At 60.6% G+C, this 13,705-nt stretch carries 10 protein-coding genes; 6 read left to right on the top strand and 4 right to left on the bottom strand.

Annotated features, from left to right (window positions below):
• Positions 1–163 precede the first annotated feature (163 nt).
• Positions 164–921 (top strand): IS5 family transposase gene (locus GKO01_RS11765; protein ID WP_099287195.1). Its coding sequence is split into 2 segments (ribosomal slippage): positions 164–497 and positions 497–921, totalling 759 coding nucleotides; the frame shifts between segments, so codons are not numbered across the junction.
• 87 nt (positions 922–1,008) lie between these two features.
• On the opposite strand, the gene GKO01_RS11770 is transcribed toward GKO01_RS11765, so the two are convergent.
• Complete coding sequence (locus GKO01_RS11770) at positions 1,009–1,878, bottom strand: aldo/keto reductase family oxidoreductase (protein WP_099287196.1); 870 nt, start codon at positions 1,876–1,878, stop codon at positions 1,009–1,011.
• Positions 1,879–1,976: 98 nt separating this feature from the next.
• Between GKO01_RS11770 and GKO01_RS11775 the strand changes: the two genes are divergently transcribed.
• The 5 genes from GKO01_RS11775 to arsH all read left to right on the top strand — a co-directional run bounded on the left by GKO01_RS11775 (position 1,977) and on the right by arsH (position 6,132).
• Entirely contained in the window at positions 1,977–2,879 is a 903-nt protein-coding gene (locus GKO01_RS11775) for a LysR family transcriptional regulator (RefSeq protein ID WP_099287197.1), read from the top strand.
• Positions 2,880–3,339: 460 nt separating this feature from the next.
• Entirely contained in the window at positions 3,340–3,672 is a 333-nt protein-coding gene (locus GKO01_RS11780) for an ArsR/SmtB family transcription factor (protein WP_099287198.1), read from the top strand.
• Between the two features lie 11 nt (positions 3,673–3,683).
• Complete coding sequence (gene arsC / locus GKO01_RS11785) at positions 3,684–4,112, top strand: arsenate reductase (glutaredoxin) (RefSeq protein WP_099287199.1); 429 nt, start codon at positions 3,684–3,686, stop codon at positions 4,110–4,112.
• Positions 4,113–4,114: 2 nt separating this feature from the next.
• A complete protein-coding gene (locus tag GKO01_RS11790) occupies positions 4,115–5,395 on the top strand; it encodes an arsenic transporter (RefSeq protein ID WP_456303733.1) in 1,281 nt (426 codons plus the stop codon).
• Complete coding sequence (gene arsH, locus GKO01_RS11795) at positions 5,395–6,132, top strand: arsenical resistance protein ArsH (protein ID WP_099287201.1); 738 nt, start codon at positions 5,395–5,397, stop codon at positions 6,130–6,132. Before GKO01_RS11790 ends, arsH begins: the two co-directional genes overlap by 1 nt.
• 386 nt (positions 6,133–6,518) lie before the next feature.
• Here arsH and GKO01_RS11800 read toward each other — a convergent pair whose 3' ends face one another.
• The 3 genes from GKO01_RS11800 to GKO01_RS11810 form a co-directional block, all read right to left on the bottom strand.
• Positions 6,519–7,895 (bottom strand): transposase, encoded by a 1,377-nt coding sequence (locus GKO01_RS11800; protein WP_099287202.1) that lies wholly within the window; start codon positions 7,893–7,895, stop codon positions 6,519–6,521.
• 100 nt (positions 7,896–7,995) lie between these two features.
• The gene (locus GKO01_RS11805) at positions 7,996–13,077 is read right to left on the bottom strand and encodes a DEAD/DEAH box helicase family protein (RefSeq protein WP_099287203.1); all 5,082 of its coding nucleotides are present in this window, start codon (positions 13,075–13,077) and stop codon (positions 7,996–7,998) included.
• Positions 13,078–13,191: 114 nt separating this feature from the next.
• Positions 13,192–13,452 (bottom strand): hypothetical protein, encoded by a 261-nt coding sequence (locus tag GKO01_RS11810; protein ID WP_099287204.1) that lies wholly within the window; start codon positions 13,450–13,452, stop codon positions 13,192–13,194.
• Positions 13,453–13,705 lie beyond the last annotated feature (253 nt).

Genomic DNA, 13,705 nt, shown 5'->3' on the forward strand with positions numbered 1-13,705 from the left:
TAAGTGGACAGGCCGCGCTGAAATTCACCTCGCCCTCCTTTGTAGCCCACAATAGCCGAGACGCTATAAGAGGACAGCGGTACTGCTCCTGCCGACTTTCTAGGCTCAGGACCCATTGATTTGATTACGGAAATCTGATTCAGGCTCTGTGAGGAGACTGGAGATGAGCGACCTGTTTTGGCTGACGGATGAACAGATGGATCGTCTGCGGCCCTTTTTCCCAAAGAGCCACGGCAAACCTCGCGTTGATGACCGTCGCGTGTTGAGCGGGATCATTTTCGTGAACCGCAATGGGATGCGCTGGCGTGATGCACCCCGGGAATACGGTCCACATAAGACGTTGTACAACCGCTGGAAGCGCTGGGGCGACATGGGCATTTTCATGCGGATGATGGATGGCCTGTCTGCTGCAAAAGCCGAGCCTCGGACGATTATGATTGATGCGACGTATCTCAAGGCACACCGCACGGCTTCAAGCCTGCGGCTAAAAAAGGGGATCCAGGGCGTCTGATCGGACGGACAAAAGGCGGCATGAATACGAAGCTGCATGCGATCACCGATCAGAACGGACGACCGCTGAGCTTCTTCATGACGGCGGGACAGGTCAGCGATTATACCGGTGCCGCTGTCCTGCTGGACAGTCTTCCTATGGCACAGTGGATGTTAGGCGATCGCGGGTATGACGCCGACTGGTTCAGGGACGCCCTGGAAGAGAGGGGGATAAAGCCCTGCATTCCAGGACGGAAATCTCGTGAAAAACCGGTCAAATACGATAAGAGAAAATATAAACGCCGTAATCGCATCGAGATTATGTTCGGAAGGCTCAAGGACTGGCGGAGGGTCGCAACACGCTATGACAGATGCCCGAATGTCTTCTTCTCAGCCATCTGCCTCGCTGCAACCGTCATCTTCTGGCTATGAGTCCTGAGCCTAGCTGACAGCTAGGTACGTGATACTGCAAGCGGTGAACCGGCAGTATCACGTCTCAGATGGATTCTGGTTCGAAGATTAAGGGGCAGCAATAGTGTCGAGGCGCGCCTGAACATCAGCGGACAGTTCCAGCGTTGCTGCCGCGAGATTTTCGGTCAGATGAAGGGGGTTCGAAGTCCCCGGGATGAGAAGCAGGTTGGGTGACCGGGCCAACAACCAGGCCAGCGCCACTTGCAACGGAGTTCTCCCGATATCGCCTGCAACCCGGGACAGGGCATCAGACTGGATCGGGCTGAACCCACCCAAGGGGAAAAATGGAACATAGGCTACCCCCTGTGCCGCCAAAGCATTGATCAGGCCATCATCCTTTCTGTGGACGAGGTTGTAATGGTTCTGGACGCAGACGACTGGTGCGATCGTTTGCGCTTCGGCCACCTGCGCGCCAGTTACATTGCTGAGGCCAAGATGGCGGATAAGACCCTGTTCACGCAAAGCAGCCAGTGCTGAAAACGGTTCTGCCAACGACCCTTCTTTGGGAGCATGAATGTCTCCCATCAGTCGCAGATTGACCACATCAAGCCGTTCCAGTCCCAGATTGCGCAGATTATCATGCACGGCTCTGGTCAGGTCCTCAGCACTCTGGGCTGGCTTCCATGATGCATCCTCACCACGTAGCGCGCCGACCTTGGTCACGATCACAAGGTCATCAGGATAAGGGTGCAGCGCCTCGCGAATGATCTGGTTGGTGATATGTGGGCCATAGAAATCGCTGGTATCGATATGATTAACGCCAGCTTCGACAGCAGCTCGTAACACTGCAACGGCAGCTTTACGGTCCCGCGGCGACCCGAAAACACCAGGGCCAGCAAGCTGCATCGCTCCGTAGCCCATACGGTTCACAACGCGGTCGCCGAGTATAAAGGTTCCGGCATTGGCGCGACTGCTCATTAGTATCTCCTTGATAAAAGGTGCATACCAAACATGGACTACGTTCAAATGATCGATAAGCTGGTCAAATCTGAACGAGCTGTACGGAAAACCGCACAATGTCACTCGAGCTTGATGATCTTTCGGCGTTCGTCGCCGTTGCGCGTGCGGGAGGTTTTCGCGAAGCTGCGCGCGTTTCAGGTTCGTCAGCATCGAGGCTTAGCGACGCTTTACGGCGACTAGAAACCCGTCTTGGTACCCGCCTGCTTCATCGCAGCACGCGTAGCATTTCGCTCACTGAAACAGGTGCCCGACTGTTCGAACGGCTCTCGCCTGCTCTTGCCGAGATCAGCGCCGCACTCGATACGGTTCATACGCAAACCGATCAGCCTGCGGGGACGATCCGTCTCAATGTGCCGGCCAATATCGCCAGGACCGTACTTCCGGGCATTCTGTCGCCTTTCCTGATCGCTTACCCGCAAATCCGCATGGAAGTCACGGTCGAGGACAGTTTTGTTGATATTCTCGCCTCTGGCGCGGATGCAGGTATCCGTTATGAAGAGCGTCTAGAACAGGACATGATCGCAGTCCCCATCGGGCCGCGAACCCAGCGCCTTCTGACTGTGGCCGCACCATCCTATCTGTCCATGAAAGGACGTCCCCAGCATCCAGGTGAGCTGCTGGAACACGCCTGTCTGCGCCTTCGCTTCTCCGGTGGCGCGTCAGCCATGTGGGAGTTCGAGAAAGACGGTGAGGTTATTCGCCTCGATCCACCAGGGCCTTTACTGGTTCAACCTGGATCGGCCTGCGATCTCCTGGTAGAAGCTGCGATAGCGGGTCTGGGCATCGTCTGTCTGTTCGAAGACTGGCTGGCTCCGCACATCCGCAGCGGTGCACTGGACGTGGTGCTTGAAGACTGGGCCGCACCCTTCTCAGGACCCATGCTTTACTATTCCGGCCGCCGCCAGTTACCTCCGCCGCTCCGCGCGTTCGTCGATTTCATCCGCTCACATGAGTCCTAGGCCTAACAAGTGCCATCACGATGCTCATGAAGGAGCAGTCGAGGTCTGCTTTGCTAGGGACATTCTCCAATATCGGACCTTCCGTTCCCCCCCTAATCCGCCTGTCAGTTCAGTGATACAGGAGCAGACAGGCAGGATACGCCTACTTCTCAGACATACATTTGCTCGAGTCGTTTTCCGCGTAGCGGACATGAATCATCCAACGCTCTTCCCGCAAAGACGGATAGCGGACTTGCACCCGCATTCTACCCAGTCGAGGTTCGAATCTCATCATGCGGGCCACGCCCAATGATGATGAGCACTACGTCTACGCTATAGCCCTCTAATGCCGCACTGTGATGATTACCGGCATCGCCCGTGTTGATCGGTCCCGGATCGTAGGGAACTGCTCTAAAGACGATCAAGGCCCGTCCATCAAAAACAGTTGCACAGAGACCAATATATCCAATATGCTGGATATATGGAATTAGAAGCTGCCATTGCCGCCTTTGGGGCGCTCGCTCAGGGTACGCGCCTCGACGTGTTCCGTCTGCTTGTCCGCCACGAACCAGCCGGCCTGGCTGCTGGCGAAATTGCTCGCCAACTCGACGTGCCGCAGAACACGATGTCTGCGCACCTCGGCATTCTCGCGCGCGCCGGCATTGTGCGCTCCGAACGGCATAGTCGGTCGATCATCTACCGGGCCGATCTGGATGGGCTGCGCGCGCTAACGCTGTTCCTCGTCAAAGACTGCTGCGCCGGCTCGTCTGAACTGTGCGCGCCGCTCCTGGCCGAACTCACCCCCTGCTGTTGAAAGGACGCCCCGTGGCCGTCGATATCGTGATCTATCACAACCCCGAGTGCGGCACGTCGCGCAACACGCTGGCGATGATCCGCAATGCCGGCCTCGAGCCGCATGTGGTCGAATATCTGAAGACGCCGCCCTCGCGCGCGCTGCTGGTCGAGCTGATCGATCGCGCCGGGATCAGGCCCCGCGATCTGCTGCGTGAGAAGGGCACGCCCTATGCGGAGCTGGGCTTGGGCGACACGTCGCTGTCGGACGACGCACTGGTGGACGCGATGATGGCGCATCCGGTCCTCATCAACCGGCCGCTGGTCATCTCACCGCTCGGCGTAAAGCTGTGCCGACCTTCCGAAGCGGTCCTTGATCTGCTGCCCGAGCCGCAACAGGGGGCGTTTACCAAGGAAGACGGCGAAAAGGTCGTGAACGTCTCGGGTCAGCGCATCCCCTGATGCTGCTCGCCCTTGCTACCTTCGTCGTCACGATCGCGCTCGTCATCTGGCAACCCAAGGGCCTCGGCATCGGCTGGAGCGCGCTGGCCGGAGCGGCGATCGCGTTGCTCGTCGGGGTCGTCTCGTTCTCCGACGTGCCGGTGGTGTGGGGTATCGTCTGGAACGCGACCGCAACGTTCGTCGCGATCATCATCGTCAGCCTGTTGCTCGATGAAGCCGGATTTTTCGAATGGGCGGCACTTCATGTCGCGCGCTGGGGCGGGGGGCATGGTCGCCGGCTATTCGTGCTGATCGTGCTGCTCGGTGCGGCGGTGTCCTCGCTGTTCGCCAATGATGGCGCGGCCCTGATCCTGACGCCGATCGTCATCGCGATGCTGCGCGCGCTGGGATACAAGGACAAGACGACGCTGGCGTTCGTGATGGCGGCAGGGTTCATCGCCGATACGGCCAGTCTCCCGCTGATCGTCTCCAACCTCGTCAACATCGTGTCGGCCGACGTCTTCCGGATCGGCTTTGCCGATTATGCCTCGGTGATGGTGCCGGTCGATCTCGCGTCGATCGCGGCGACGCTAGTCTCGCTTCTGCTGTTTTTCCGGCGCGACATACCGGCGAGCTACGATGTGGCGCAGCTCCGCGCGCCCGGTGATGCGATCCGCGACCATGCCACGTTCAAGGCGGGCTGGGTCGTTCTTGCCCTGCTGCTCGCCGGCTTCTTCCTGCTCGAACCCATCGGCGTGCCGGTTAGTGCCGTAGCCGCTGCCGGTGCAGTCCTCCTGCTCATCATCGCCGCGCGCGGCCACGTCATCCAGACGCGCAAAGTGCTGGCCAGCGCGCCGTGGCAGATCGTGATCTTCTCGCTCGGCATGTACCTGGTCGTCTACGGCCTGCGGAATGCTGGCTTGACCGATCATCTTGCCGGCCTGCTCGATCGCACCACGCAAGGCGGCGTGTGGGGCGCGGCGTTCGGCACCGGCATCATCGCCGCGCTGCTGTCGTCGGTGATGAACAACATGCCGACCGTGCTGGTGGGGGCGCTGTCGATCGACGCGACGCACGCCACGGGCACGATCAAGGAAGCGATGATCTACGCCAACGTGATCGGTTGCGACCTCGGGCCGAAGATCACGCCGATCGGCTCGCTCGCGACGCTGCTGTGGCTGCATGTCCTCGGGCAGAAGGGCATCCGCATTGGCTGGGGCTATTACTTCAAGGTCGGCGCGACGCTGACGATTCCGGTGCTGCTGATGACGCTCGCCGCACTCGCCATAAGACTCAGTCTGTAATGCCGCTCCGCACGCTCTCCGACCCCGATCATCTGCCCGTGCTCGATCGGCGTTATGCGCGCCAACGTCCCGCCCTCGGGCTGGGCTCTGGTGATCCGCCGCCGCGTATCTTGCTGCTCTACGGCTCCTTACGGGAACGATCCTATTCGCGTCTCTGTATCGAGGAAGCGGCCCGCCTGCTGCAATTCTTCGGCTGCGAGACGCGCATTTTTGACCCCGCCACGCTGCCGCTGCCCGATCAAGTGACAAGAGACGATCACCCGGCCGTCCGTGAGCTGCGCGATCTTTCGATGTGGTCTGAGGGGCATGTGTGGTGCAGCCCCGAGCGGCACGGCCAGATTACCGGCATCATGAAGCTGCAAGTCGATCACCTTCCGCTGTCGATGGGCGGGATGCGCCCAACGCAGGGCCGCACGCTCGCCGTTATGCAGGTGTCGGCTGGATCGCAGTCGTTCAACAGCGTCAACACGCTGCGCGTCCTCGGCCGCTGGATGCGGATGGTGACGATTCCCAACCAGTCGTCGGTCCCAAAGGCGTTCAATGAGTTTGACGACGCCGGCCGGATGAAGCCGTCCAGCTATTACGACCGGATCGTGGACGTGATGGAGGAGCTGGTGCGCTTCACCGTGCTGCTTCGTCCGCATGCCGCGCAACTCGTTGATCGATATTCGGAGCGAAAGGAAGCAGGCACACCGATTGATGCTGCTACCGACCTGTCGAGTATAGCACTCACCTGAACGAACCGACGGGAACAACCACTGAAAAATCAGCGTAGCAAATGATACGGTGATTGGCGGTGTTTTGGTCGCTGTAGCGTAGTATAGTATAGCGTACAATCGGCGGGGCTGGCGGACCAAGTGGGATTCGAACACGTACACTGAATCAATTAACTGGCGCTTGGCTGATTCATGAGCAAATGTCGGCTTTCAGAATGTCTCACGGTTTATTTGAACGATCGGAATGGGGTGAAAGCCTTCGCGAGGGTCGTCCGTGTGCATGTCCGGTTTTACCGATCGCCCTACACAAAGCCGACATTCCGCTTTCCCCCGATAGTGTTGAAAAACTCATGGTGAAGAGTGAAAGTGTTGCCAAGCTACTTCGACATAAGTGCAGCTTTCTTGCCTCAGGTGGATAAGGCAGGTGTTCCGGGGGGTATCAGTTTCGCCATTTTGCGGAGATTTTGGGCAGCTGCGGCGAGATGGAACTCATCACGGGCGCCGTTTGGTCCTCTGAGCCTCAACCGATCGATCTTCAAAATGCGCTTGAGGTGAGCAAACAGCATTTCGACCTTCTTTCGTTCTCGTCTGGAGACAATATAGGCGTCGGTTAAGGCAATGTCGCGGGCCAGATCACGAGCGCCTTCATGGATGGAGCGCAGGACCTTACGACTGGGCTGATCGGGGCAGCATTTCGGTTTGAGAGTGCATACGTCGCACGCCAGTTTCGACGAACGGTATCGAAGTAGGTTGTCGGGAGGGGCGTTTGGTTGATCCGAGTTGATCTTGCGCCACTGCTGCTTCAGTTCTTGGCCTCCAGGACAGATGTAAAGATCATGCACATGGTCATATGTGAAATCTCGACGTTCGAAAGTCCCCTCCTGCCGGGCAGATTTGTCGAAGACCGGAATGTGAGGTTCTATGCCACGCTCATGAACCAGCCACGCAAGATTTTCAGCGGATCCATAAGCTGTATCCGCAGCAAGCCTTTCGGGCCATATTCCAAATGTTTCCTGCGTACGCTCTATCATTCTGCGTTGCGCCGTAACCTCGGCCTGCCGGATGGCTGTCGTGGTTTCTACATCCATGATGACAGCCGCTTTAAGGTCAATGAGGTAATTTGTGCAGTAGGCATAATAAGCAAGGCCACCGCTTGCAGCGTTCCAACGTGCCGCAGGATCGACCGGAGAGATATATTTTGGTTGCACGGGCGTAGCAGACCCAAATGCAGCATCGTCCAGCACCGAGAAATACTCCCGCACAGCACGTTGGGCTGCCTCGATCGTCAGTTTATCTGGGCTCGGAACACTGCGCTGCCGATTAGCGTCGGCCTTGATCGTGCTGGCATCGACCGCAAAGCCTTCACCGCCCACCAGTCCCTTGGCGATGCACTGCCGGACGGTCATTTCGAACATTTGGCGAAGCAGATCACTCTCCCGGAAGCGTCCGTGCCGGTTTTTCGAGAATGTCGAATGATCAGGCACAGGGCCGTTGAGCCCAAGGCCACAGAACCACCGGTAGGCCAGGTTAAGATGGACTTCTTCACATAGCCGTCGCTCGGATCGAATACCCATCACGTAGCCAACGATTAACATCCTGATGATCAGCTCAGGATCGATTGAAGGCCGCCCCGTGCCGCTGTAAAATGGGCGAAGATGCTCACGCAGGCCGTCCAGATCGACAAAGCGATCAATTGAACGCAACAGGTGGCCAGCTGGCACATGATCTTCAAGGCGGAACTCGTAGAACAGTGCCTCCTGTATTTTCGTTCGATCACCCATCATTTGCAGGTTCCTCCTGCAAAGAGTGAATCAGTGCTTCACTCTCAAAGCAAGCGCGACTTTTTCAACACTATCCCCCCATAACTGACTATATTTTTTTATTTCAGGCAGCTTCCAGCTCGGCCTTTTCCGCCTCCTCGCGGCGCTGCGTATCGGCTGCCAGATCCGCCTCAAGGGCCGCCATGGCCTCGCGCTTCTCCTGCAACAAAGCCGCCTCCGGGAACGCCAGCCCCACACGGGCGCGATAGCCGGGGAGCTTGCGCTCGGCTTCCTCCACCTGACGGCGCGCATCCGCCAGTTCCGCCTCGAACCGCAACAGCGCGTTCTCGATGCGGCTGATCAGCCCAACCGGGCTTGTCTCGCGGTCGAAGTCCATGCCGAGGATCCGCCCGTCCAGCACAAGACAAAGTGTCGCGTCCCACGTCTCCTCGCCGTCAAAGCGGGTGCGCCAGGTCTCGCACAGGATCTCGAAGCCGCCGATGGTGCCAAGGGTCCACTTGCCTTTCTCCCCGGACTTCGCGGCGAGACGGGCCTGCGAGAGAAGCCACTGACCGGCCTTCTCACGCTCGGTCATCTCCCGGTCCTTACGCACCAGACGGAACGCCTCACCGCGTGTCGGCTCGCGCCGTGCGATGTCGTTCTGAAGACGCGGGATCACGGCCTGCGCCGTCTCACGGTCACGCTCGGCACGGTCGATGGCACGACGGACGTTATACTGATCGTCGTGATGCGCGGCCTGCAAGCGCTCCAGGCGGGCCAGTTCGGCCTCCAGTCCCGCCTTCTGCATCAGACGTTCGTCTCCCGACGCAAGGGCCTTCGCCATGGCGAACTGGTTGGCTTCCGCCCCCACATCTTCCAGACGGCGGATGGTCCGGTCTCCGGACATCGCAAGGCAGATGAACTTCTGCTTGCGCTCCAGCATCTGCCAGTTCGTCGCATCCACCGACCCTTTCAGGGCGTAGGCGTAAAGCTGGATCACCGGGTTCTGATTGCCCTGCCGCTCGATCCGGCCCTCGCGCTGGATGATGTCCGAGACCAGCCAGGGCACATCGAGATGATGCAGGGCGATCAGGCGCTGCTGCGCATTCACGCCCGTTCCCATGGTGGCGGACGATCCGATCAGAATGCGTTTGCGCCCGGAGTTCATGTCGCGGAAGAGCGCCTGCTTGGCCGTGCTCTTCTTGTAGTGCTGCATGAAGGCGATCTCGTCGCGCGGCACGCCCATACGGATCAGTTCGTCGCGGATCCAGCGATAGGCTGAGAACCCGCGTGTCTCCAGCGCGGATTCCGTGCCCAGGTCCGAGAAGATCATCTGCGTGGCACCGGGCAGCTCGTATTCCCGCCCCGTTTCGGGGTCGGTGTAGCGATTGGCGGACGTGTTCTGCCAGATCTCAAAGACCTTGCGGATCATGACGTTCAGCTTGTTGCTGTTGTCATTATCCGCCCAGTTCCGCACGAAACGCAGGTCGATTGCCGCGTGCCGGGCATCGGTGATGACGGACAGCAGGATGTCGTCGCCCTTCTGGGGCTTGCCCGTGCGCTCTTCAATTTTCTTGATCCGCTCGGCGAGCGTCTTCTGATACTCGCGGAAGGCGTCCCCGCTATCGGCCACGACGATCTCACGCCTGCCACCCGCAATCTCGGGCAGTTTGACGTAGCGTCGCAGGTCGTCCTGCTGCACGACGTCGGCAAAGTCGCGATACATCGCCATCAGATCGGCGACATTCACGAACTCCGAAAAGCGCGTGACCGGCTTGTAAAGACCGCTCGGCTGAAGCTCCAGCTCCGTGCGGGTTTCACCAAAACTTGCGGCCCAGGCGTCGAACTCGTGCAGGCCACGCTCGACAAGGGCTGGCAGATCCATGAAGCGCTGGATCGAGAACATCTCGCCCAGGGTGTTGGTGATCGGCGAGCCTGACGCCATGACCAGTACACGCTCGGGATTGCGCCTGGCGAGGTAGCGCGTTTTGACGAACAGATCCCAGGCGCGCTGGCTGCCGTTCGGGTCGATCCCCTTCAGATCGGACTGGTTTGTGCCGAAAGACAGCTTCCGGAACTGCTGCGCCTCATCCACGAGGATCTGGTCCACCCCGATTTCACCGAGATGCACGAGATCGTCCTTGCGGCTGGATAGCGCTTTCAGCTTGGCTTCCATCCCCTCCTTCAGGCGCTCGATGCGCTTGCGCGACAGTCGGTCATCGCGGCTCACATTCTCCAGAAGGCTTTCGTAGGAGGCAATCTGGTCCTCGACCATCTCCTGCTCAAAGGCGCTCTCGACCGGCACGAACTTGAAGGCGTCATGCGTGATGACAATGGCGTCCCAGTTTCCCGTGGCGGCCCGGGCCAGGAACCGCTGGCGCTTGTCCTTCACGAAATTCGTCTCGTCCGCCACGAGGATCTGGGCGTTCGGGTAGAGCATCATGAACTCACGCGCCATCTGCGCAAGGCAGTGTCCGGGCACCACGATCATGCCCTTGGAAATCAGGCCGAGGCGCTTTTGCTCCATCACGGCCGCGCACATCGAGAACGTCTTCCCGGACCCCACCGCATGAGCCATGTAGGTGCTGCCCTTGGCGATGATCCGCCAGATCACCCGCTTCTGATGGTCGCGCAGGCTGATCGCCATGCTGGCTCCCGGCAGTTTCAGGTGAAAGCCGTCGAACGTGCGCGGGACAAGGTTGTTGAACGCATCGTTATACAGCCGCACCAGACGCTCGGCGCGGTCGGTGTCCTGCCAGACCCATGTCTCAAACGCGGTCTTGATTGCGGCCAGCTTCTCCTTGGCCGCCTCGGTCTCCTTCGTGTTCAGCTCACGGTGTTCGCCATTCACATCGCGCCAGGTGTCCCAGATTTTCGGGCTGGCCTGATTGAGCGCATCGTCCAGCAGATCCCCGGCATGACGGCGCTGCGTCCCCCAGACCGAGGTGGCCTCCGCCTTGCCGGAAAACCCGCTCTTGTCCACGCTCCAGGTCGCCACCTCCATCGTGTGGTGAATGGTCGTGCGAACCCCCATAACCTCTGCAACAAAGGCCTCCACGTCCGGCACCGGGATCCATGGGGCTCCCAGGCGGGCGGTAATGTCGGACGGGCGCAGGTCTTCGGGCTGGACCTCCTCAAGGGCCGCGACGTTGCGCAGATAGCGTCGGTCGCGCTCGGCAGCCTCCCGGGCCTGCGCCAGCTTGGTGCGGACCGCGCCTGACAGGGCTTCGTCTGCCGTCACCCAGACCTCACGGCCGCCTGTGCTGCGGATCGGGTCGAGATAGACCGAGGATCCGAGTTCGGCGAGCACTTCTTCACCGGGGCGGCCCAGAAGCTCCGCCATGCGCTCGACATCCACGCCACCCGTCTCATGCAGGGAGACCGCCAGCGCATCATGGGCGCCGTGAACCTCAGGCTCGGACGGGGCCTGAATGACGCGCTCACTGAAGATCGGTCCCGGACGGCCGGTCTGGCTCTTCTCGTCATACTCCTCGATCGAGCTGACCAGCCACACATCCGGATCATCATAAAATGGCTGAAGGTTCGGGCGGCGCTGTGTGGATTTCTCCTCTCCCGTCTCTTCATCCACCCGTGTCGTGGTGTTCGTCAGGTTGATCGGCCCGAACTGACGGCTGAACGCCTGATACGCGCGCTTGAGATCCGCCTGATGGGTGCTGTAGGGCAGGTTCTCCACCTGGGCGCGCAGCACCAGACGGGCCGCGTCCCTTACCGGAATCAGACCCTTGATGATGGCCGCGTGCTTTTGGAAAATCCCTTCCTTCTGCTCGCCTTTCTTCACCTTTACCAGCACGGTTTCGCCGTCGATGATCTGGTGCAGCACGCCTTTGTGCAGCAGATAACTGCCCTCTTTGAGCAGGGCACCGTCTGCGGCCGTTCCGACCTCGGCGGCATGATTGTCCTGCACCGTCGCAACATCGAGCGTCTGCGGGGCCGGGAAGCGGGCCAGCGAAGAGAGGCGGCCGAGGGCGAGCGGCAGGGCCTCGTCCAGCATCTGGAGCGGGTTGGCCTTGCAGGTGTATTCCGGGCCGAACTGACCGCTCGTCCAGTCGTGCCGACCGAGAACCTGCTGGCCGTTTTCCGCGAAATAGCGGTTGATCCGCAACGGGCCTTCGCCCTGATCGGTGTCCTCCAGCGCCGCCACGTCCAGCCATGTCGCATCGCCCGCATCCTCTCCCGGTGCGCGACGGCGGAACACGAGCACGTCCACCACGACATCCGTTCCGGCATCGTCGCGCATGGCCCCGGCTGGCAGCCGTGCGCCACCCACGAAATCGGCGGTCTCGAAGATCGTGCGCCGTGCGCCGGCATCGGACTTGTCCATCGTCCACCGCGACGTCACGAACATCGCCACAGCTCCGGGACGCAAACGGGAGATGGACCGGGCGATGAAATAATCATGCAGGGACAGGCCAAGGCGTCCCAGCTCGTCCGTGCCCCGGACCGTGCGGTTGCTGAAGGGCGGGTTGCCGATCACCAGATCGTAGCGTTCCGCGAGCTTGGCCGTCGTGAAGTCTTCCGACCGGACCCACTGGTTCGGAAACAGCTTGCGCGTGATGCGGGCTGTCAGCGGGTCATTCTCGATTGCGGTCCAGGCGGTTTTCGGGGCCAGCTTCGGAGGCACGCTCGCCATGAAGAGTCCGGTGCCACAGCCCGGCTCCAGCGCACGGCCGCCCCGGAACCCCATCTGCGCCGCCAGATCCCACATCGCATGGACGATCAGCTCAGGCGTGTAATGGGCGTACTGCGTGGCCCGTGCCAGACCCGCCCGCTCCTGCTGGCTGGTCAGTGCCTCAAGCTGGCTGCCGATCTCTTCCCACCCTGCCCGGAAGGTCTCTCCGGCACGCGGGAACAGGCTGTTGGCCAGCTCTCCGGCCCCGAACCCTGTGAAACGGGCAAGGACGACCTGCTCGTCGGCGCTGGCGTTGCGGTCTTCTGCTTCCAGCGTGGCCAGAAGGCGGATCGCCGCAAGATTGTCCCGCGCACGCTCTTTCCAGCCCTGGGCGAGGCCACGCGTTCCGCTCAGGACGAAATCCACTTTCGGCAGGACGGCGGCCTGTGTCGCCTGTCGAACCGCAGCGGCGGCTTCCTCAAGGGCGCGGTCTCCGGGAAGATCACCCCAGTAGAGATTGGACTGGCTGCCGCCGAGTGCTGAGGTATCGAAAAAGCTCAGTTGGGACATGGACATGGAAAAACTCCGGACAAGCGGCAGCGCCCGGTACTGCGCGGAGGCAGACCGGGGGGCCGGAAAACAGGATCAGTTCGGGGAGAGAGGCGTCAGGCCTCCCGGATCAGCGCGGGGTCAGAGGGGACCAAAGCGCAGGCGGATCTGCTCGCGCTCGTTCTCGGAGAGGCGGGCCAGCGCCTCACGGTGGTAGGTCGAACCCTCGCCTGCCTTCCTCGCCACGCGCCACCAGGCCTGCGGATCGCTGCAATGCAGACCCACCAGATGCGTCTCGTCGTTCTCGGGTCCGCATCCTTCGAGGAGCGTCCAGCCTTCCTTGTGAGCCTGTTTGAGGTCGAAAGCGTGCGCCTGTGCGGGGCGTTCGAGGGTCTCTGACATCGTCTTTATTTCCTTTCCTGACCCTCTCCGGCGAGCGCAGGACAGCACGACCTGCCAGAGCGACGCGCAGCGTCGGGACCGCCCGGCCCGCAGCGTAGCGAGGACACGGACGGACCCACCTCTTGCAGGGCGGGCTGGCCTGTGCTGCCCCCCTCCCCTCTTCTTCTTTTTGTAAGCGTCCGACGATCGCACGATTGACGGCAGCATTTGTCTCATGTCGGACGTAAGTCGAGCTATTTGAGATTACGGAGAC

Origin of the sequence: Gluconobacter kondonii (assembly GCF_002723995.1) — a bacterium.
Taxonomy (GTDB): domain Bacteria; phylum Pseudomonadota; class Alphaproteobacteria; order Acetobacterales; family Acetobacteraceae; genus Gluconobacter; species Gluconobacter kondonii.

Excerpts from the sequence above, each read along its gene's own strand:
- GKO01_RS11770 (WP_099287196.1), bottom strand. The coding sequence starts at position 1,878 with ATGAGCAGTCGCGCCAATGCCGGAACCTTTATACTCGGCGACCGCGTT.
- GKO01_RS11775 (WP_099287197.1), top strand. The coding sequence starts at position 1,977 with ATGTCACTCGAGCTTGATGATCTTTCGGCGTTCGTCGCCGTTGCGCGT.
- GKO01_RS11780 (WP_099287198.1), top strand. The coding sequence starts at position 3,340 with ATGGAATTAGAAGCTGCCATTGCCGCCTTTGGGGCGCTCGCTCAGGGT.
- arsH (WP_099287201.1), top strand. The coding sequence starts at position 5,395 with ATGCCGCTCCGCACGCTCTCCGACCCCGATCATCTGCCCGTGCTCGAT.
- GKO01_RS11800 (WP_099287202.1), bottom strand. The coding sequence starts at position 7,895 with ATGATGGGTGATCGAACGAAAATACAGGAGGCACTGTTCTACGAGTTC.
- GKO01_RS11805 (WP_099287203.1), bottom strand. The coding sequence starts at position 13,077 with ATGTCCATGTCCCAACTGAGCTTTTTCGATACCTCAGCACTCGGCGGC.
- GKO01_RS11810 (WP_099287204.1), bottom strand. The coding sequence starts at position 13,452 with ATGTCAGAGACCCTCGAACGCCCCGCACAGGCGCACGCTTTCGACCTC.